This is a genomic window from Kitasatospora sp. NPDC096147 (assembly GCF_044763225.1).
Taxonomy (GTDB): domain Bacteria; phylum Actinomycetota; class Actinomycetes; order Streptomycetales; family Streptomycetaceae; genus Kitasatospora.
The window spans coordinates 676,420-695,847 of the sequence record NZ_JBIWFX010000002.1 but is presented as its reverse complement, the minus strand read 5'-3'; the positions used below and the strand labels follow the sequence as shown (position 1 = coordinate 695,847).

Genomic DNA, 19,428 nt, shown 5'->3' with positions numbered 1-19,428 from the left:
ACGGCGGGGTCCGGACGACCAGCCCGGGCCGCCGCCGCGTGGATCGGGGCGGCGGCCGGGCGGGTGGATCAGATGAAGATCGGGATCGGGTTGAGGTCCTCCTCCGGCGTGGGCGCGTCAAGCCAGCCCAGGGCCACCGGCACGTCGTACAGCCGGCCGGGGGCGAACCGGGCCCAGAAGTGCCGCATGCCGGGGACGATCACCTTGGCCACCGGGAGGCCGATGTCGGGGCGGGTCTGGTCGAGCACCAGGAACTCCATCCCCCGCTCCTCGACCAGGCGTTGGACCAGCGCCAGGTCCTCGGCGAGGTCGGCGCCGGCCAGCGGCTCCCAGCGGTCCGGGCCGGCCGCCTCGGCGGCCGGGTCGGGCAGCAGGTAGGGCTGGTTCTGCACGGTGGCGGTCAGCCACCACTGCTTCTGCTCGCGGTCGGCCCCGGCGTAGCTGACGTGGCCGTTCTCGTCCCCGGCCACCGGGCCGAGGAACTGGTTCATCTCGGTGAGCGCCCGGGTGAGCGCGATGTGCGGGTCCAGGTGGGCGCCGAAGGCGATCAGGATGTCCTCGGCCGGCTTGTCGGTGCGCCGGGAGAACGCCCCGACCACCGGGATGCCGAAGTCCGAGGTCAGATCGAGGGCCCAGATCTCCCGGTTCAACCCCCGGTAGATCTCCCGGAGTTGACCGATGTACGGGTCGCCGAAGGCGTCCAGGTCGATGGCCGGGCGCTGCACCCGGTTGTACCACCAGAGCGCCACCGCGTCCCGCTCCACCAGCTCCAGGAAGCCCTGCAGGGTGGCGTCCTCGAAGGAGGTGCCGGCCGCGCAGCCGTTGGAGTCGCCGGCCGCGAAGAAGCCGTCGTGGTGCCGGTAGCCGTAGTACAGCGACATGGTGGGCAGCCAGCGGGTCCGCTGCTCGGTCAGCGACCAGGCCGGGGACCACTCGATCTCGTCCTGCTCGCGGAACCGCTCGGGGATCGTGTTGAACATCGAGGGCTGGCCGTTCCACTGCTCCCGCTCGGCGTACTGCCGCTCGCTGTAGAGCAGCGAGGCCGAGGGGTGGATCGCGGCGTCGCCCAACTCGGCGAAGGTGGCCCGGCGGCGGGCCTCGTCCCCCTGGAAGACGCCGGAGTACCGCTCCATCGCCTCGCCCAGCGCACTGGCCCTGGCCTGCACGTCGGTGCGGCCCTTGCCGCAGCTCACCGAGCGCAGGCCGGTGCGGAGCTGCTTGAGGTCGCCGCTGCGGCGGGAGAGGTTCTGTCCGGAGACGTAGACCCGCAGCCCGGTGGGGGTGCGGCCGGCCGGCACCAGCGAGGTCACCACGCCGGTGACGGGCGAGAGTTGGGGCTTGTACCGGTCCAGCATGTCCTCCGGCGAGGCGGACCGGTGGCCGCCGTCGGCGGTGAACGCCTTCGGGCGGCTCTCGAACCGGACCGGCGCCGACTGGCGCTCCGCGACCAGGCCCTCGTCCCCGCAGGCCGGGCATTGCGGGCGGCGGATCAGCCGGTGCCGCTCGGTCTCCAGCAGCACCGTGTCCAGGGTGAGCACCACCGGCTCGGCCGGGCGGACGCCGGCCAGCCACTTGGCGGTCTCCAGCGCGGCCAGCTGGACGCCCGCCCCCAGCGTCGGTGCCAGGTGGGCACCGGCCGTGGAGATCGGGTTGTCCTGGCCCAGGCGGTGCTGGAGGTAGCTGAGCGACTGCCGGTTGGCCGAGAGCCGGTGGGCCAGGCACTCCCAGCAGCCGGTGGTGGTCTCGTCCTCGGCCGGGCCGGGCACGAAGACCGGGCCGACCCAGAGGATCGAGCCGACCGGCCGGACCAGCAGCCACGGCCGGCCGCTCTCCCGGGCCGCGCGGTCCCGCTCGGCCAGGCCGGGGTGCAGGTAGTCGTCGGTCAGCGCGACGGTGAACTCGGCCTCCTGGTCCACCGTCACCCCGGCCCCGGCCAGCGCGGCCAGGAAGGGCTCCGGGTCCAGCTCGCCGTACACCTCGACCCGGGCCCGGGCCGTGCGCAGCGCGGTGCTCGCGGCGGCGCCGTCCAGACCGGCCATCTCGAAGTAGGCGGCCACCGCCGGGTCCCGGACCGGGCCGGTGTCGGCCAGGTAGCCGCGCTCGCGCAGGCGGTCGACCGCGATCCTGACCTTGTCGGCCGGGACGGTGCCGCGCAGCGCCTCGCCGATCTGCTCGGCGGTGCGGGTGCCGTCCAGCAGCGGGGCGAGGGCCTGGGCCAGGCCCCCGTCCACCACCGAGACGCCTCGCTCGGAGACCAGGTAGACGGCCTCGCCGGCCACCACGTAGGGGGTGTACTGGTGCTTGAAGCCGATCGTGCCGTCGGTCGCTGCGGCGTGGGTCGATGCAGCGTGGGTCGATGCGGTGCCGGCCGTTGCGGTGCCGGCCATTGCGGTGCCGGTCGTTGCGGTGTGGTCGGTGGTGATGTCGGCCGCCGCGAGGTCGGCCGCTGTGGTGTCGGACATGACGGTCCCTCGGATCTCGGGCGTGGTCAGCGGAGGGTGGCGAGCGGGGCGGTGGCCGGGTCGAGCAGGCGGAGCAGCAGCAGGGCGACGGCGGCCGAGCCGTCCAGCGCGCTGAGGTTGATCCGGTCGGCGGCGGCCCGGTCCGGGTACCAGTCGCCGGTGGCCTCGCGCCGTGCGATCAGCTCGCCGACCAGCAGGGCGGCGGCCTCCCGGCCGTCGTAGAACGGGCCGGGGAGCAGCGAGTCCTGGGTGTCCGGGACGGTGTGCAGCAGACCGGCCTCGGCGGCGCTGAGCGCCTCGCCGGCGGTGGCGACCAGGTCGCGGGTGGACCGGTCGGCGATCTGCCGGGCACTCACCGGCGGGGTGAGGGCGGAGAGTTCGGCCGGGTCGACGATGCCGGAGCCCAGCGCCACGGCGGTGTCCAGGCAGGCCAGACGACCGGCCCGGGTGGCGGTGGCGAAGCGGTGGCCGCGCAGCCGCTCGCGGACCGCCTCGGCGTTGGCCAGCAGGCCGGGGGCCTCGGCCACGGTGCGGGCCAGGGCGGCGGCGACCGAGTCGGGGCCGGCCGGCACCAGGTCGAGGAAGCCGTTGTCGGCCTCCGCCTCCGCGCCCTCGGCGGGCTCGGCGGCCAGGTGCTCCAGCGCGGCGGCGGCCAGCCTGCGGATGCCGTCGTCGGTCGGCGCGTGGCCGGGGCCGGTGACCCGGCGCAGCCGGAGCAGGTTGAGCAGCAGACCGGCGCTGCCGAGCGGCGCGTCCGGGTGCGGGGTGCGCACCGGACGGCCGGGCCGGGCCGCCGTCGGGAACGCCACGCCGACCGCGCCGGGCACCAACGCCTGCGCGGAGGCGACCAGTTCGGGTTCGCCGATCAGGGTGCCGACCCGGGCCAGCGCGTGGATCAGCGCGCCGGGGCCGGAGAGGCCACCGGGCACCGGGGCGCCGCCGGCCAGCCGGCCGTCGGAGGCGAAGGCGAAGGCCTGCGGAGCCTTCGGGTCGATCAGCCGGGCCGCAGCGGTCATGGTGTGGTGGGCGGCCCGGTGGAAGCGCGGCTCGCCGGTGGCGGCCCAGAGCTCGGCGAACAGCACGCCCAGCCCGGAGGTGCCGCTGACCAGGTCCAGGCCGAGCACCTCGACCTGGCGCAGGCCGCTGCCGGGGTACCAGCTCAGGCCGAGCCAGCCGTTGCCGTGCCGGTCGGCGAGCAGCCGGTCACCGATCTCGACGGCGTGGTCGAGCAGTTCGGTGTTCCCCGGGATGCGGGCCCGCACGGTCGGCGGGACGGCGGGCACCGGCAGCTCGGCGCCGGACCGCGCGGCGTCCACGCAGCCGGTGAGCACCGCGAGGTGGGCGTCCAGGTCGAAGCCGTCCAGCTCGGCGATCCGGTCCTGGAGGCGCTGCCAGCCGGTCGAGCGGAAGTGGCCCGGGATCTCCCGGCCGTCGGCGGTGAAGGCGGACGAGGAGGTGGTGAGCGAGCGGAAGAACGGGATGTCGAGCTGGCGGAAGGAGTCCAGCTCGGCCAGCACCACCTCCAGCAGGTCGCCCCGGCCCGGATCGCCGGCCAGCGCGGTGATGGCCCCCTGCAGGGCACCGGCGATCACCGTCTCGCGGGTGGCGCCGCTGTCCAGCGCGAGCGGGCTGGTGGAGGCTCGGATGATCTTGTAGCCGTCCCAGGTGTGCCGCCAGATGTAGCGCACCCAGACTCCCCGGAATCCGGCCAACGGGCCCTCCGGGTCCGCCAGTTCACCGCTCAGCGCGACCAGCGCCCGGTGCATCTCGCGGTAGCCCTCGGTGAGTTCCTCGGTGTACTGCCACGGGTCGGCGGTGACGGTCTCACCGCTCTCGTCCAGCCGGACCGGGCGGTACGGCGGCAGCGGCAGGGCCGGCACCCCGGGGGTGATCTCCAGGCTGCCGATCCGGGACAGGCAGCCGATGTCCAGGGTGGCGCCGAACTTGGCCGGGGTCCACGGCTGGAAGGCCATCGCGGTGCGCACCACGGTGGACTCCAGGGCGTCCAGCAGGCCGTGCTGCTCGGCGCTGATGCTCGGCGGGGTCTGCACCCTCGGGTAGAGCACGCACTCCAGGTCGATCATCGTCGGGTACTCGCCGTCGGCCAGCAGGTTGTCGGCCCACAGGTCGCGACCCTCCAGCAGCTGCACCAGACGGATCGTCATGCCGAGCCGCCGGTAGAAGCGGGCGAAGCCGCCCTCGTCGGCGACCGGGCCGTGCGGGATCAGCTGCTCCCAGCCGTAGTCGCTCTCGCAGTCGGTGGCCAGCGAGGCGGCGTGGCCGTCGTCCCCCCGGTCACTGCGGATCAGCACGGTGCGCAGCGGGAGGTCGAGCGAGAGCTCCCGGTTCAGCCGGGCGGAGACCTCCAGGTAGGCGGAGACGTGCCGCATGTCCTTCGGCTTGTAGACCACGGCCCGGTCACCCTCGAAGTGCAGCAGCGCGACCGACCGGCCGCCGGCGTGCCGGTCACCGGCCTCGCCGCGCAGCCGGCTCAGCGCGCCCGGGTCCTCGCCGCCCCACATCCGCTCGACCAGCAGCTCGCGGTCGGCGGCCAGCCGGGCGAACATCTCGGTCTGCACGTGCTGCCACTGACGGCAGGCGGTGCCGACCAGGTAGGCCAGACCGGGCAGCCGCTCCAGCCGGGCCAGCCAGCCCTCCTGCGAGGTGTCCAGGCCGCCGGAGGCGTCCCAGTCGGTGGCGCGCGGCCGGCCGGTGGTGGTCTGCAGCTCGTGGCAGAGCGCGAGGTTGCACGCCTCGACCAGCCGGCCGGTGAGCGAGCCGGCCAGGTCGGCGAACGCCTCGTCGGTGACCGGGACGCCGAGGATGCCACCGTCCGAGCGGGGCAGCAGCTCGCCCGCGGCCCGGCCGAAGGCGGCGCTCAGCGCGCCGGGTGCGGAGGTCTCCGGGCCCGGGGTGGCCGGGAGGGTGCGCAGGAAGACGGCCAGGGCGAGGGCCCAGTCCGGCAGCCGCTCCGGGTCGGCCAGCACCACCGGGCGCAGACCGTCGCCGAGCGGGCGGCCGGTCGCCGCCAGGTGGTCCAGCAGGGCGCCCGCGCCGCCGCGCTCGCCGGCCGCCCGGCGCAGCCAGGTGTCGACGGTGGCGCTGCGGCCCCGGCGGTCCTCGTCCGGGTCCGGGGCGAAGAAGGCGGAGCCGTCCGTCCGGGCCTCGGCCCGCTCGGTGAACGAGGCGGCGGCGGCGACCACGGCGCGCAGCCGTTCGTCGCCCCGGGCCGCGCCCGGCAGCAGCCGGCCCTGGCCGGGCTCGGTGGAGTGGTCGGTATCGGAGGGGGTGGCGGCGTCGGTGGTCGGGGCGGAGGCACCGTCGACGGGGAGCCAGGTCTGCAGGTCGAGCGGCATCTCACATCTCCTGGAGTCGGGCGAGTCGGGTGAACAGCGGGTCGTGGCCTAGTAGTTCGTCGTAGGTGCCGGAGGCCGTGAGCCGGCCGCCGGAGAGCACGTGGATCCGGTCGGCGGTGCGGATGGTGCTGAGCCGGTGGGCGATCACCACCCGGGTGCGGTCCAGGCCCGCGACGGCCTCGGCGACCCGCAGCTGGGTCGCGTTGTCCAGCGCGGAGGTGGCCTCGTCCAGCAGCAGGACGGCGGGCCGCCGGACCAGTGCGCGGGCCAGCAGCAGGCGCTGCACCTGGCCCCCGGAGAAGCCCTGGGCGTCCTCACCGACCCGGGTGCCGAGCCCCATCGGCAGGGCACGCAACTCCTCCGCGATGCCGGCCAGTTCGGCCGCCTCCCAGATCCGGTCCTCGGTCACGTCGGGGTCGTTGCCGGCCAGGTTCTCCAGCAGCGAGCCGCGCAGCATCCGGCCGTGCTGGAGCACCACGCCGAGCCGCCGGCGGACCAGCCGGGCGTCCAGCCCGGCCAGGTCCTTGCCGTCGTAGCGGACGGCGCCGGACTCGGGCGTCTCGAAGCCGAGCAGCAGCCGGATCAGGGTGGACTTGCCGGCCCCGGACGGGCCGACCACCGCGACCAGCTCGCCGGGCTCGGCCCGGAGCGAGAGCTCGTGCACCACCGGTGCGGCGGTGCCGGGGTAGCGGAAGGTCACCCGGTCCAGCTCCACCGCGCCGCGCAGCTCCCCGGGATCGGTCAGCTCCCCGGTCCGGTCGGTCACCTGGACCTCGGACAGGATCGGCCGGAGCCGGTCCAGCACCGGGGAGATGCCGTAGGCACTGGCCGCCGCATGGGTGACCTGGCCGAGCGCGGCGGCCACCTGTCCGGCTGCCACACCGGCCGCCATCAGATGGCCGGACAGTGTGCCGCCGTCGAGCGTGGCACCGGCCAACAGGACGGCCAGCAGCAGGGGTTGGAGCCCCGAGGTGAGTGCGGAGGCCGCCGCGTCGGCCCGTTGGGCTGCCGCGTCGGCCCGCTTCTGCGCCGCGAACGGCACCGCCCAGCGGGCGAATGCCTGGATCTCCCGGCCGGCGGTCTGGATCTTGTCGATGCCGAGCAGCAGGCCGTAGAGCACGCCGTTCAGCTTCCCGTGCAGTTCGAAGACCGCACTCTCGTGGCGTTGGCGGCGGCGACCGAGCACCAGCAGCAGCCCGGTCACCGCCAGGACGGCGAGCAGCAGCAGCCCGCCGAGCCAGGCGTCCACCACCATCAGGACCGTGAGCCCCGAGGTGGCGAACACCGCCCCCAGGACCGCACTGACCAGGACTTCGGACAGCGCGGCCCGGGCCTGGGCCACCGCATTGGCACGGTGGACCAGGTCTCCGGTGCTGAAGTCGCGGAAGAACCGGGCGTCGTGACCGAGCAGACGGTCCCAGACGGCCGGTTCCAACGCGCTCTGCACCCGCCCGGTCAACCGCACGGCGGCGGTGTTCCGGACGATCACCAGCAGCCAGGCCGCCAGCACGGCCGACCCCAGCAGCAGGGCCAGCCAGCGGACCGGATGCCGGTCGGCCGCCATCAGCTCCGGCATCAGCACACCGGCGCTCAGCGGCACGATCAGCCCGAGCAGTGCCGCCCCCAGACCGGCTGCGGTCAGCCGGGCCAGGTCGCGGCGGGCACCGGGCACCCGCAGGACGAAGCGGGCCAGGTCCGCCGGACCCAACTCGCCTGCGGGCAGCGGCAGGTAGAGCAGCAGCGCTCCGGCCTGCAGCGCGACCGGGGCCGGCGCCCCGGTCGGGTCGATGCGGCGGTGGCCACCCGCCGGGCGCGGCACCAGGGCGACCGGGCGGCCGTCCTCGGCCGCGAAGCCCACCATCGGACCGGCCGTACCGGCCGGCTCGCCGTGGCCGTCCGGGCCGGTCGGCAGGGTCACCGGGCGGTACCGCAGCCCGGCCGACCGCAGCAGAGCGGTCAGCGGGTCACGGGAGTTCCGCACGGCGGAAGGGAGTTCGGCGTCTGCGGGGAGCGCCCCGAGCGCGACGAGCACGGCGTGCGCCTGCTCGGCCGGGTGGGTGGTGACGGCCTGTCGGTGGTTCGGTCGTCCGCCACGGCCGGGGTGCAGCACGCCGATGGTCGCGGCGAGCGCGGCCCGGTTGGCTTCGGCGGTGGCCGTGGCGGTCATGACTTCTCCTCCTTCGGGGTGTCGGATCCGGTGGGTCGCCCCCGGGTCCCGGTCTGCCGGGCCTGCTGGGTGGGCGGGTTGGTCACGGAGCGCCCGCGGGTCCCGGTGCGCCGGGCCTTCTGGGTGGGCGGGCTCGCTGCGGAGGGCTCATGGGTCCCGGTCTGCCGGGCCATTTCGGTGAGCGGCGTCGCTGCGGAGGGCTCAGGGGTCCCGGTGCGCCGGGCCTTCTGGGTGGGCGGGCTCGCTGCGGAGGGCTCATGGGTCCCGGTCTGCCGGGCCTTCTCGGTGAGCAAGTCCTGGTAGGGGCCGGGGACGGTGGCGAGCTCGGCGGGGGTGCCCTGCTGGACGATCCGTCCGCCGGCCAGCACCACCACCCGGTCGGCGGCCTGAATGGTGCTCAGGCGGTGCGCCAGCACCAGGCAGGTGGTCCCGCGCCGCCGGAGGTGCTCGTTGACGGCCGCCTCGGTGTGCGCGTCCAGCGCGGAGGTGGCCTCGTCCAGCACCAGCAGGGCCGGATCCAGGGCGAGCGCGCGGGCCAGTTCCAGCCGCTGGCGCTCACCTCCGGAGAGGTTCCGGGCGTCCTCGTCGATCCGTCCGGCGTCCAGGCCGCCGCGCCGGGCGACCAGCTCGGCGACCTCGGCGTCGGCCAGCGCGCGGTGCAGGGCGTCCTCGTCGGCGGCCGGGTTCCAGAGCGTCAGGTTCTCCCGGACGGTGCCCTCGAAGAGCCGCAACTGCTGCTCCACGTAAGCGACCTGGGCCGTGACCACGGCACGGTGCCAGTCGTCCCGGGGCCGGCCGTCCAGCAGCACCTGGCCGGACCACGGCCGCAGCACCCCGGCGGCCAGTCGGGCCACCGTGGACTTGCCGCTGCCGCTGCCGCCGACCACCGCGACCCACTCCCCCGGGCGGATGGTCAGCGAGATGCCGGTCAGGGTGGGCGGGCGGTTCGGGTCGTAGCCGAACTCGAGGTCACGCAGCTCCAGTGCACCGCTGAGGCGCGGGCCGGGCTCGGCCGGAGCGTCCAGCACCGGGGTCAGGTACGGGTCGGGCTCGCTGCTCTCCACGTCCTCCAGCAGCGCGTTCTGCGCCCGGGCCATGGTGAGCTCGGAGGCGGCGCCGACCAACTGGCCGACCGGGCCGAGGAATCCGTTGAGCAGCAGCAGGAAGGCCAGCAGGGTGCCGATCGACAGCGAGCCGCCGATCAGCATCGAGGTGCCGGCCACCACCACGGTCGCGGTGGCCGCCGCGTTGAACGCGCCGGGCAGCGAGAGCGGCACGATCACGGCGGCGGTGACCTTCTGACCGGTCTCCATCGCCCGCGCCTGCCAGCCCGCCCAGGAGCGGAAGAACGAGTCCTCGGCGCCCTCCGCCTTCAGCGTCTCGATCGCCGAGACACCGGCGAAGGCCACCCCGTCCCGCTTGTGCTGCTCGGCGTGCAACCGGTGCACCAGCCCGCCGCGCCGCCGGTCGGCGACCCGCAGGGCCAGCACGTCCAGCACCGCGACCAGCACCGGCACCACCGCCAGCCGGGGCTCCAGCCAGGCCAGCGCGCCCAGGTGGACGGCGGCGGCGGTCAGTTGGGCCGAGGCCGAGGCGACCCGGTGGGAGAGCAGCATCGCCAGACCGTCGTTCATCTGCACCCGGGTGACCAGGCCGCCCAGCTGCCGACGGTGGAAGAACGAGCCGGGCAGCCGGATCAGCCGCCAGAGGAAGCCCGCCGAGGAGCGGGCCGCCATCGACTCCAATACCCGGTTGACCAGTGTCTGTTGCAGCCAGCTGCCGAGCACCACGGTGCCGGCCACGGCCGCCGAGGCGAGCGCCAGTGGCAGCGCCCAGGAGACCATGCCCCCCAGCACCACCGAGCGCAGGTAGGCCCGCAGCAGGAAGGCCGCGACCACCCCCGGCACCGCCAGCGCGACCGAGAGCAGCACCGCCAGCAGCAGCGGAGCGGCGAACGCCCGCATCCGGCCGCCCAGCGCCCGCAGCAGCGGGAAGCGCTGCCCACCGGGCTCGAAGTCCGGGCCGGGCTCGAAGCCGACCGCGATGCCGGAGAACGAGTCCCAGAACTCGGCCGGGGTGGCCGAATAGGAGCCCATGGAGGGGTCGTTGACGTACACCCGGCCGCGCTTGATGCCCTCGAAGACGGCGAAGTGCGGGCCGGTGACCAGGACCATCGACGGCACCTGGACGGAGTCCAGCCCCTGGAGCCTCTCCTCGGTGCGGACGATCCGGCGGCCCTTGGCGAGCACGCCGTACCGGCCGGCCGCCCGGGCGACCGCAGCGGCACTGACACCGTCCCGGCTCACCCCGCAGGACCGGGACGCCTCCTGAAGGGTCACCCGGCGGCCGAGCGCACCCAGCACCACGGCCAGGCAGGCGGCGCCGCAGTCCTGCTCCTCCATCTGCGGCACCACGGGGGTGCGGAGGTGGCGGCGCGGCTTGCGGGTCCTGGCCGGCTTGGCGGGCTTGGACGACTCGGCGGGCTCGGTGTGCTGGGGAGCCGGCTGCTCCTCGGCCTTCACCGACTGCTCGGGGGCCTTCGGGCGGCCGGCCGTCGAGGGTGCGTCCGCTGAAGGCGCGTCCGCTGAAGGCGCGTCCGCTGAGGGCGCGTCGGTCGGGGGCGCCGCCGCCGTCTGCCGGACGTCGAGGCTCATCGGCCGGCTCCCGTCCCGAAGACGGCCTGGTACGGATGCCTGGCTCCCAGGTCCACCGCCACCGTCAGCGGCACCGGGCCACGCAACTGGCTCACCGAGTAGGGGAGTTCGGCGCGGGCCGTCCAGACCGGGGCCGCACCCGTGGGTACGCCCGGCAGCGGGACGGGGAAGGTCCCGTCCAACGAGTCGGCCCGGACCGGCAGCGGATCGACCGCGGTGATGGTGGCCTGGACGGTGCCCGCGCCGGGCACCGGCACCAGCACCGTCCGGCCGGGCACCAGGTGTCCGGCGTCCTCCAGCGAGGTCGCGAACAGCCGTACGGTGTCCGGGAGTCCGGCCGCGTCCAGGGCGGCCAGCGCGGCGCCCGGTGCGATCGTGGCGCCGGGAGCGGCCAGCAGCGCGGTGACGGTCCCGGCCTGCGGAGCCGGGACGGTGAGCTCCTCGCCCGCCGCCGTCCTGAGCACGGCGATGGTCTGGCCCTCGGTCACGGCGGCACCGGGGCTCACCCGGTAGGCGAGCAGTGCACCCGGGCGGTCGGCCCGGACGGTCTCCGGGGCGGCGCCGTGCGCGAGCACCGCCGGGAGCGGAAGGGTGTGCGGGAGTGTGCCGAAGGCCAGCCAGCCCCCACCGGCCCCGACCACCAGCAGCAGCGCAGCCGCAGCGGCCCGGAGCCGGGCACCGACCAGGCCCACCGGGCGGTCCAGCCCGGGTTCGAGGACGGCGGCCGCCCGGGCAGCCGCCACGGCGGTGCTCTGTGCGCCGGACGTGCTCCCGCCCTTGGTCTCGGTCCTGGCGTCGGTCTCGGTCCCGGCTTCGGCTTCGGTCTTGGTCTTGGTCGTGGCGTCGGTACCGGTCTCGGCGTCGGCGTCGGTCGTGCGGATGGCGTCGGCCCCGGTCTCCGAGGTCCGTTCGGCTGCGGTGAGGCTCATGCCTGTCCCACCCCCACCAGCTGCGCCACCGGCGGGCACTGCAGCGGGAGTTCACGCATCCCGCCGAAGACGAACTGGGTGCTCCAGCGCACCGTCCGCTCGGTCAGCGGAGTGCTCAGCGCGCGGGTGCGGCCGGCCTCGGCCAGGCCGCGCAGCACGGCGGCCCCGGCCATCAGGGAGAGCGGTGCGCCCAGGCAGTGGTGCGGACCGTGGCCGAAGGCCAGATGGCGGGTCTCGGCCCGGTCCGGGTCGAAGGTGTCGGGGTCGGCGAAGCGGCGCGGGTCCCGGTTGGCCGCCGCGTAGAGCATCAGGGCGACCCGGCCGGCCGGGATCACGGTGTCGCCGAGGACGACGTCCCGGGTGAGGGCGCGGGCGCTGGCGCGCACCGGACTGCCCAGCCGCTGGGCCTCGTCGAACACCGCTTCGGCCCGCTCGGGCCGGTTCCGGATCAGTTCGGCGAGGTCCGGGGAGTTCAGCAACTGCCAGACGGCCAGGGCCAGTCCGGAGGTGAGCGTCTCCAGTCCGTTGGCGAGCAGCATCACCACGAAGGCGAGCAGGTCCTCGTCGTCGAGCCGGCCCTCGGCGCGCGCGACGGTGAGCCGGCTGATCAGGTCGTCGCCGGGAGCGGCTGCGCGCGCGGCGCACAGCTCCTCGACGTAGGCGCGGAACTCCTCGAACTCCGCGTCGAGTTCGGCGATCCTCGCGGCGTCGGCGGTGGTGTCCGTGCCGCCGCCGAAGTCGTCCAGCAGCGAGCGGGCCACCAGGCCGGCCCAGCCGACCACCCGGTCCTGCTCGGAGTCCGGGATGTCCAGGATGGCGCAGGAGACGGCGACCGGCAGCGGCACCGCGAGGTCCGCGACCACGTCGAACTCGCCTGCGGCGATCAGGGGTTCGATCATCCGGGCGGTGGTCGCCTCGATCCGGGCGCGCATCTGCTCCAGGCGGCGGGCGCTGAAGGCGGTGGTGGCGAGGCGCTTCAACCGGGTGTGGTCGGCGCCGTCGCGCATCGGGAGCATCCGGTTCACGATCCGCGCCAGGGCGGTCGAACCGGCGCTGGGCAGACCGACGGTGGTCGGATCGACGGCCGTCCCGGGGTTCGTCAGGACGGTGACGATCTCCTGGTAGCCCGAGACCACGTGCACCCGTCCGAGGTCCAGCACCGGCGCCTCGGCCAGCAGTCGGCGGTAGAGCGCGGGCGGGTCCTGCTGAGCGGCGGGGTCCTGGATGAACCGCGTCAGCTCGTGCCGGAGGTTCTCCATGACCCGGCTTCTCCTTCGCTGCTGAATGTCGGTCAATTCGCTTGCGGTGGTGGAATGATGGGGAAGACGAGGGTGCCGCGGTGACCCCGCCCGAAGGCGGACTCACCGCGGCACGGTTCCCGCATTACTCGGCAGCGACCTCGGCCGCGGCGTTCGACACCGAGCTGAAGCTCGAGACCGGGCAGGCGGCGCAGGCCAGGGAGGAGACGGAGACGCCGGCGTTGACGCTGTCCAGCTCCTCGATCTCGATGTCGAACTGGTCGTTCGCGGGGGTGGTGTTCTCAGCCATGATGAGCTCCCTCTTGGGTTTCGGTGCCCGCCCCGGCGGGGCTGGTCACCTTCTCCGCCGATTCGCTTTCCGGTCTTTTTCTCCGGCTCGTTCTCGGCGATGAGGAAACTATGCACCCGGGGCCTGCTCGAACATCAGTAGGGAATGTCAAAAACCCATCCGTCGAAAATGCCACACCTGCACCCATGACATTTTGCATACCCTCTGACCTGCAGTTATGTCGTGCACTTGCCTTATAGGGGAAGCCAGGGCCACCCTATGTCCCATGACACTCACCACAGGCCCGGGAATTCCCGGGGAGGCGGCCGTGGAGGTCCACGGTCTGCGGATCAGCTACGGCGACTACGAAGCCGTCCGGGGCATCTCCTTCACGGTCGCGCGGGGCGAGCTGTTCGCCCTGCTGGGGACCAACGGAGCCGGCAAGACCACCACCATGGAGGTCCTGGAGGGGTACCGCCCGCCGAGCTCCGGCACCGTCCGGGTGTTCGGCCTCGACCCCGTCGCCCAGGGCGCGCAGGTCCGCAGGCGGACCGGTGTGATGCTCCAGGAGGGCGGCTTCTTCAAGGAGTTGACCGTCAAGGAGACGGTGGACTCCTGGCGCACCTTCATCTCCGGGGCCCGGCCCACCGCCGAGGTGCTCGACCGGGTCGCCCTCACCGAGCGCGCGGGCACCCGGGTGGCCCAACTCTCCGGCGGGGAACGGCGTCGGCTGGACCTCGCCCTCGCCGTGCTGAACACCCCGGAGCTGCTCTTCCTGGACGAGCCCACCACCGGCATGGACCCGGAGGCCCGGCGCACCACCTGGCGGCTGGTCCAGGAGCTCCGGGCGGCCGGCACCACCGTCCTGCTGACCACCCACTACCTGGAGGAGGCCCAGCAGTTGGCCGACCGGGTGGCCATCATGGACCGGGGCGAGATCGCCGCCGTCGGCACCGTGGACGAGGTGCTCTCCGGCCAGGGCACCCGGGTCACCTTCCCGCTGCCGGCCGGCGTCCTGCCCGCCCAACTCCCCACCGTGCTGGGCGAGTCTCCCACCCTCGACGAGGGCACCGTGCTCTACACCGTCGCCAAGACCGCCCCCGCGCTGGCCGCCCTGCACTCCTGGGCCGCCGAACTGGGCGTCGAACTGGACGGCATCGAGGCCCGCAACGCCTCCCTGGAGGACGTCTTCCTGCAGCTCGCCCACGACAAGGCGGAGACCCGATGAGCACCCTGACCACCCCCCTCGCCCTGTCCGTCCCGGCCCGCAAGGAGCTCAGCTGGCCCGCCTACGCGCGGGGGCAGTTCCTGCTCTCCTGGCGGGTCTTCTGGCGCAACCGGCGCTCCACCTTCATCGGCTTCCTGCTGCCGGTGCTGCTCAACCTGGTGATCGCCGCCCCGCTCCGCGACAAGGAGATCGGCGGGGTGAACGCCGCCGCGTACAGCACCATCGGCTTCATCGGCTTCACCCTGGTCACCTCGTTCATCAACCTGCTGAACGGCGTGGTGGCCCGCCGCGACGACCTGGTGCTCAAGCGGCTGCGCGGCACCGAGGTGCCGGCCACCGCCATCTTCGCCGGGCAGTTCGGCGCGGCCGGCGCGGTGGTGCTGCTCCAGGTGCTGGTGCTCGGCGGCACCGCGGTGGTCTGGTTCGGCGCTCCGCTGCCCGCCGACCCGCTGCTCTTCCTGCTCACCCTGACCGGCGGCTTCCTGCTCTTCGCGATCCTGGCGGTGGCCCTCTCCGGCATCACCCCGAGCGCCGAGTCCGCCCCGATGATCGCCACCCCGGTCCTGCTGATCTGCATGTTCGCCAGCGGCGTGGTGGCCCCGCTCAGCTCGATGCCGCACTGGCTCCAGGGCCCCGCCCACAACCTCCCGCTGGCCCCGGTGGTGGAGACCCTGCGCACCGCCTGGTTCGGCCGGGGCTTCGGCACCGAGTCCTGGAGCAGCGCCGCCCTGCCCGAGCTGGACCTGGTGCACGGCTGGCAGCACGCCGCCACCGCGCTGCTGATCATCGCCGCCTGGACGGCCGGGGCCGCCGTGCTGGGCCGCCGCCTGTTCCGCTGGGAGCCGCGCCACGGCTGACCCGCCGTCACGATGCCGCTGGGCGAGCCCGCCGAGGCAGTACCTCGGTCCGGGCCCGCCTTCGGCGTCTCCGGGCCCGGGCGGCTCAGGCCGCCGGGGCAGCTCAGGGCGACTCGGGTCGAAGCCGACCGGCGCGGAGGCCACCCCGCACCGGGCGGGCCCACCCCGGGCCCGCCCTGCCGCGCCGCTCCGCTACAGCACCGGGATGTCCACGTTCAGCACGAACGCGTGCGGCGGCGGGTCGGCCGGCGCCTCGTAGGTCAGCACCGCCCGCACCGTCCCGCCGGACGGACAGTGCTCACCCACCCGGACGGCGAAGTCGCGCTTGGCGGTACGCCAGGTGTTGCTGACGATGTCGTAGGGGCAGACCGCGGTCGTGCCGTCCGCCGAGATCTCGCACTGGTCCCGCTCCTGGGTGGGCAGGAAGCTGGACCCGGGCGGCAGTTGGGCCACCACCCGCCCCCGCCACGGGTAGTCCACCGACGGCCCGAGGTTGCTCTCCTCCACCTGGAACTCGGCCGTCCCGCCCGGCGCGGTCGGCGCCGGCTGCTTCGTCAGCGCCAGGAAGGCACCGGTCACCGGCGCGGTGATCTCGGAGGTCCAGGTGGCCAGATTGTCCGACGGATCCTGGTCCGCGTCCCAGAACACCTGGGCCGTCCCGCCGGGGAAGGTCCGCGAGCCGTCCATCCCGGCCAGGGTCCGTGCCCGCAGCTTCAGATGGATGCAGTCGTGCGCCCGCAGCCCCGCACCCGTCCTGAAGCCGATCCAGTTCCACCCGCTGTCCTGCACCCCCCAGCTCTCCGAGGTGAGCTCCATCCCCTCGTCCGGCGGGCCGTTCACCACCACGCCCACGTCCTCGCCGAGGTCCTCGCTCCCCTGGTTGCACACCACCACGGTGAACGGCACCACCTCACCCGGCGCCGACGGCTGCGGCGCCGCCACCGAGACCGACAGGTCCCGGGCGTACGGCTGCCCGTCCCCCTCCGCCGCCTGCGCACTGACCGGTACGAGCGCGGCCACCACCACGGCGGCCACCACTGCGGGAATCCGCACGGGCATCTCCCTCGAAGACATCGCGGGCAACGCTGCTCGCCACCCACGTTTCGCCCACGAAGCTATCCGCCCCCGCCCCTCACGGGCGCCGCCCGCACGGGTGAACCTCACCCTGAAACAGCGTCAGTTCCAGCCACCCGCAAGGAGCTCCCCCTGCCCCTCACCCGACCGGACGCGGACCACGACCGACCCCGTATCGTCCTGCCATGAACGTCGTCTACAAGATCACTTACCCCGACGGGAAGATCTACATCGGCTCCGATCGCACGGACAGCAGGCTGACCTACTTCGGAAGCCCTTCCAAGGAAAGGCGGCACCACGACTTCGACTTCGCAGAGCTGCGAGACTTCACCATCCGCAAGGAAATCCTGTGGGAGTCCGAGGACGCCCCGATCGGCGAGGTGTTGCGGATGGAGAAGCAGCTCATCGTGGAGCACGGCGCGAACGACCCCGAGCGCGGCTACAACCAACGCCCCCACCACAAGCCGGCGGTCCGCCGGTAGCGAGGACTGCGGGGCCGACGCACCGGGCAAGCGGCCATTGACGATCACGGCCTTCCTGCAGCGCTCGCAGATCGGCAGGACGCGGACAGCAAGAAGCCCGGCCAGAGCATCTGACCGGGCCTCTTCATTCGGAGCCGCCTATGGGATTCGAACCCATGACCTACGCATTACGAGTGCGTTGCTCTGGCCAACTGAGCTAAGGCGGCACCGCTGCCCTGGCCGTGCGAACACGGCTTCGGCAACGCGGGCCAGTCTACACGGTGCGTACTGGTGGTCCGCACCGGCTTTCCGGCGGGCGCGGCGTCAGGCGGAGGACACCGCGAGCTTGGCGGCGAAGCCGGCGAAGAGGGCGGCGACGCCGGTGGTGAGGGTGGCGGAGAGGCGCTTGCGGCGGCGGAAGGCGCCGGCGAGGGTGGTGCCGGCGAAGATCAGCACGGAGAGGTAGAGGACGCTGAAGGTCTGCAGGACGCCGCCGAGGAGGGCGAAGGAGAGGACCGGGGCGCCGTAGGACGGGTCCACGAACTGCGTGAAGAACGACAGCAGGAAGAGGATCGCCTTCGGGTTGAGCAGGCTGATCACCAGGGCCCGGCGGAACGGGCGCTCGGAGTCGGCGGCCGGGGCGTCGCCCGCCTCGGTGGCCTCGGCGGCGGGCAGGGCGTGCCGTTCGCGCCAGAGCTGGCGCGCGGCCCGGAGCATGCCGAAACCGATCCAGAGCAGGTACGCGGCGCCGCCGAACTTCACCACGGCGAAGACCGCGGGGTTGGCCTCCAGCAGGGAGGAGGCGCCGAGCGCGGTGAGGCTGATCAGGGTGAAGTCGCCGAGGAAGACGCCGGCGGCGGCCTGGTAGCCGGTGCGTATGCCCTTGCGGGCGGCGACGGAGAGCACGTAGAGCGAGTTGGGGCCGGGCAGCAGGACGATGAGCAGGGCGCCGAGGACGTACGTCGCCAGGTCGTTGACTCCGAGCACGGAGCACTCCTTGGGCGGGCAGGGGTAGGGGCGGTCATCGTACATACGGACCACCCCGCTGCCGAAGCCCGTTTCCGGGTGAGGTGGGCTACTTCGCGCAGCGGGTGCCGTCGGCCGGGGCCTCGCCGCCGAGCAGGTAGCGGTTGACCGCGCCGTCCACGCAGGCGTTGCGGCGGCCGTAGGCGGTGTGGCCATCGCCGTCGTAGGTGAGCAGGCGGCCGGAGTCGAGCTGGTCGGCGAGGGACTGGGCCCAGGCGTAGGGGGTGGCCGGGTCGCGGGTGGTGCCGACCACCACGATGGGGGCGGCTCCGGCGGCGGCGATGGTGTGCGGGGCGCCGGTGGCCGGGACCGACCAGTAGGCGCAGGCCAGCGCCATCCAGGCCATGTCCCGGCCGAAGTGCGCGGAGGCCCGCTCGAAGTCGGGGACGGCTGCGGCGGCCTGCTCGGGGGTGGTGAAGGGGGCGGGGAGGTCGAGGCAGTTGACGGCCATGTTGGCGTACATCAGGTTGGGGTAGCCGCCGTCGGCGTCGCGCTCGTAGTACTGGTCGGAGAGCTTCAGCAGGCCGGTGCCGTCACCGGCCTTGGCCGAGGCGAACGCGGTGCGCAGCTGGGGCCAGAGGAACTCGGCGTACATCGCGTGGATCACCCCGGTGGTGGCCTGGGCCTCCGTCAGCTTCCGGGCCGAGTCGGTGGGCAGCGGGGTGGCGTCGAGCTGCTTGAAGAGGGCGAGCAGCTGCTCGCCGGCCTTCCGTTCGTCGTCGCCGAGCGGGCAGTCCGCCCCGCGCCCGGTGCAGTCCTCGGCGAAGGCGGACCAGGCGGTCTCGAAGCCGGCCGCCTGGGTGCGGTTGCCGGCCACCGCGTCGAGCGCCGGGTCCATCGCACCGTCCAGCACCATCCGGCCGACCCGGGTGGGGTGTAGCCCGGCGTAGGTGGCGCCGAGGAAGGTGCCGTAGGACTTGCCGAGGTAGCTGAGCTTCTGGTCGCCGACCAGGGCCCGGAGCACTTCGAGGTCACGGGCCGACTCGACGGTGGAGACGTGGCCGAGGACCTGACCGGCGTTCTTCGCGCAGCCGGCCGCGAACTCCTTGTCGGAGGCGACCAGGGCGTCGATCTCCGACTGGTCGTCAGGGGTGATGTCGACGGCGGTGTACGCGTCCATCCGCGCGTTGCTCAGGCAGGTCACCGGCTGGGAGCGGCCGACGCCGCGCGGGTCGAGGCCGACCAGGTCGTACTTGGCCCGCACCTCGGGGTCGTAGCCCTTGGCCACCGCCTCCATGTACTCCACGGCGGAGGAGCCGGGGCCGCCCGGGTTGAGCAGCAGGGAGCCCAGTTCGGCCCGGCCGCCGGTGCGGGTGGAGGCGGGCTTGCGGGCGGCGGCCAGGGTGAAGTCGCCGGCCGCCGGGTCCGCGTAGTCGAGCGGGACCTTGAAGGTGGTGCACTCGAAGTCGTCGTCGCAGGCCCGCCAGCTGAGCTGCTGCGCGTAGTACGGCGCGAGCGCGGCCGGGATCTCGGCGGGCAGCGGCAGGAGCGGAGTGGCGGAGGCGCGCGCGGCCGAGGCGGCCGAGGCTCCGGCGGCGTCCGAGGAGGGCGGGGTGGACGCGGCGGGGCGGTCGGACGACCCTCCCGAGCTGCACCCGCCGGCCAGCAGCGCGGCGGCCAGCAGCGCGGGCACGAGGCGGGCGGGCCGGACTGCGCGCATCGGTACGTCTTCTCTCGGCAGGGGGCG

General features: G+C 74.0%; 13 protein-coding genes and 1 tRNA gene. 3 read left to right on the top strand and 11 right to left on the bottom strand.

Going from position 1 to position 19,428, the window contains the following annotated elements:
* Nucleotides 1–68 precede the first annotated feature (68 nt).
* From ACIRBX_RS08655 to ACIRBX_RS08625, 7 genes are all read right to left on the bottom strand, one after another.
* Nucleotides 69–2,462, bottom strand: a complete 2,394-nt coding sequence (locus tag ACIRBX_RS08655) for a TOMM precursor leader peptide-binding protein (protein ID WP_402294702.1) — start codon at nt 2,460–2,462, stop codon at nt 69–71.
* A gap of 26 nt (nt 2,463–2,488) precedes the next feature.
* A complete protein-coding gene (locus ACIRBX_RS08650) occupies nt 2,489–5,818 on the bottom strand; it encodes a DUF4135 domain-containing protein (RefSeq protein WP_402294701.1) in 3,330 nt (1,109 codons plus the stop codon).
* A gap of 1 nt (nt 5,819) precedes the next feature.
* The gene (locus ACIRBX_RS08645; protein WP_402294700.1) at nt 5,820–7,985 is read right to left on the bottom strand and encodes an ATP-binding cassette domain-containing protein; all 2,166 of its coding nucleotides are present in this window, start codon (nt 7,983–7,985) and stop codon (nt 5,820–5,822) included.
* On the bottom strand, nt 7,982–10,639 hold the full coding sequence (locus ACIRBX_RS08640; protein ID WP_402294698.1) for an ATP-binding cassette domain-containing protein: 2,658 nt from the start codon (nt 10,637–10,639) through the stop codon (nt 7,982–7,984). The genes ACIRBX_RS08645 and ACIRBX_RS08640 overlap by 4 nt, the downstream gene beginning before the upstream one ends.
* Entirely contained in the window at nt 10,636–11,568 is a 933-nt protein-coding gene (locus ACIRBX_RS08635) for an acetyl-CoA carboxylase biotin carboxyl carrier protein subunit (protein WP_402294696.1), read from the bottom strand. The genes ACIRBX_RS08640 and ACIRBX_RS08635 overlap by 4 nt, the downstream gene beginning before the upstream one ends.
* Nucleotides 11,565–12,827, bottom strand: coding sequence for a cytochrome P450 (locus ACIRBX_RS08630; RefSeq protein ID WP_402294694.1), 1,263 nt, complete (start codon nt 12,825–12,827; stop codon nt 11,565–11,567). The genes ACIRBX_RS08635 and ACIRBX_RS08630 overlap by 4 nt, the downstream gene beginning before the upstream one ends.
* A 124-nt stretch (nt 12,828–12,951) precedes the next feature.
* Entirely contained in the window at nt 12,952–13,116 is a 165-nt protein-coding gene (locus tag ACIRBX_RS08625; RefSeq protein ID WP_402294692.1) for a hypothetical protein, read from the bottom strand.
* 265 nt (nt 13,117–13,381) lie between these two features.
* Here ACIRBX_RS08625 and ACIRBX_RS08620 point away from each other — a divergent pair, with 265 nt between their 5' ends.
* Together ACIRBX_RS08620 and ACIRBX_RS08615 are read left to right on the top strand one after the other, a co-directional pair.
* A complete protein-coding gene (locus ACIRBX_RS08620) occupies nt 13,382–14,323 on the top strand; it encodes an ABC transporter ATP-binding protein (protein ID WP_402294690.1) in 942 nt (313 codons plus the stop codon).
* Nucleotides 14,320–15,180, top strand: coding sequence for an ABC transporter permease (locus tag ACIRBX_RS08615; protein ID WP_402294688.1), 861 nt, complete (start codon nt 14,320–14,322; stop codon nt 15,178–15,180). The genes ACIRBX_RS08620 and ACIRBX_RS08615 overlap by 4 nt, the downstream gene beginning before the upstream one ends.
* A gap of 192 nt (nt 15,181–15,372) precedes the next feature.
* Here the strand turns inward: ACIRBX_RS08615 and ACIRBX_RS08610 are convergent, their stop codons facing one another.
* Nucleotides 15,373–16,233, bottom strand: a complete 861-nt coding sequence (locus ACIRBX_RS08610; protein WP_402294686.1) for a hypothetical protein — start codon at nt 16,231–16,233, stop codon at nt 15,373–15,375.
* Between the two features lie 206 nt (nt 16,234–16,439).
* Between ACIRBX_RS08610 and ACIRBX_RS08605 the strand changes: the two genes are divergently transcribed.
* Nucleotides 16,440–16,736, top strand: coding sequence for a hypothetical protein (locus ACIRBX_RS08605; RefSeq protein ID WP_402294685.1), 297 nt, complete (start codon nt 16,440–16,442; stop codon nt 16,734–16,736).
* Nucleotides 16,737–16,868: 132 nt separating this feature from the next.
* Here ACIRBX_RS08605 and ACIRBX_RS08600 read toward each other — a convergent pair.
* The 3 genes from ACIRBX_RS08600 to ACIRBX_RS08590 form a co-directional block, all read right to left on the bottom strand.
* Nucleotides 16,869–16,942: transfer RNA gene (locus ACIRBX_RS08600), tRNA-Thr, on the bottom strand.
* Nucleotides 16,943–17,039: 97 nt separating this feature from the next.
* A complete protein-coding gene (gene leuE, locus ACIRBX_RS08595; protein WP_402294683.1) occupies nt 17,040–17,702 on the bottom strand; it encodes a leucine efflux protein LeuE in 663 nt (220 codons plus the stop codon).
* An 88-nt stretch (nt 17,703–17,790) separates the two neighbouring features.
* Nucleotides 17,791–19,401, bottom strand: a complete 1,611-nt coding sequence (locus ACIRBX_RS08590; protein ID WP_402294681.1) for an alpha/beta hydrolase — start codon at nt 19,399–19,401, stop codon at nt 17,791–17,793.
* Nucleotides 19,402–19,428: the final 27 nt, after the last annotated feature.

Excerpts from the sequence above, each read along its gene's own strand:
- ACIRBX_RS08635 (WP_402294696.1), bottom strand. The coding sequence starts at position 11,568 with ATGAGCCTCACCGCAGCCGAACGGACCTCGGAGACCGGGGCCGACGCC.
- ACIRBX_RS08640 (WP_402294698.1), bottom strand. The coding sequence starts at position 10,639 with ATGAGCCTCGACGTCCGGCAGACGGCGGCGGCGCCCCCGACCGACGCG.
- ACIRBX_RS08625 (WP_402294692.1), bottom strand. The coding sequence starts at position 13,116 with ATGGCTGAGAACACCACCCCCGCGAACGACCAGTTCGACATCGAGATC.
- ACIRBX_RS08650 (WP_402294701.1), bottom strand. The coding sequence starts at position 5,818 with ATGCCGCTCGACCTGCAGACCTGGCTCCCCGTCGACGGTGCCTCCGCC.
- ACIRBX_RS08630 (WP_402294694.1), bottom strand. The coding sequence starts at position 12,827 with ATGGAGAACCTCCGGCACGAGCTGACGCGGTTCATCCAGGACCCCGCC.
- ACIRBX_RS08590 (WP_402294681.1), bottom strand. The coding sequence starts at position 19,401 with ATGCGCGCAGTCCGGCCCGCCCGCCTCGTGCCCGCGCTGCTGGCCGCC.
- ACIRBX_RS08615 (WP_402294688.1), top strand. The coding sequence starts at position 14,320 with ATGAGCACCCTGACCACCCCCCTCGCCCTGTCCGTCCCGGCCCGCAAG.
- ACIRBX_RS08655 (WP_402294702.1), bottom strand. The coding sequence starts at position 2,462 with ATGTCCGACACCACAGCGGCCGACCTCGCGGCGGCCGACATCACCACC.
- ACIRBX_RS08620 (WP_402294690.1), top strand. The coding sequence starts at position 13,382 with ATGACACTCACCACAGGCCCGGGAATTCCCGGGGAGGCGGCCGTGGAG.
- ACIRBX_RS08645 (WP_402294700.1), bottom strand. The coding sequence starts at position 7,985 with ATGACCGCCACGGCCACCGCCGAAGCCAACCGGGCCGCGCTCGCCGCG.
- ACIRBX_RS08605 (WP_402294685.1), top strand. The coding sequence starts at position 16,440 with ATGAACGTCGTCTACAAGATCACTTACCCCGACGGGAAGATCTACATC.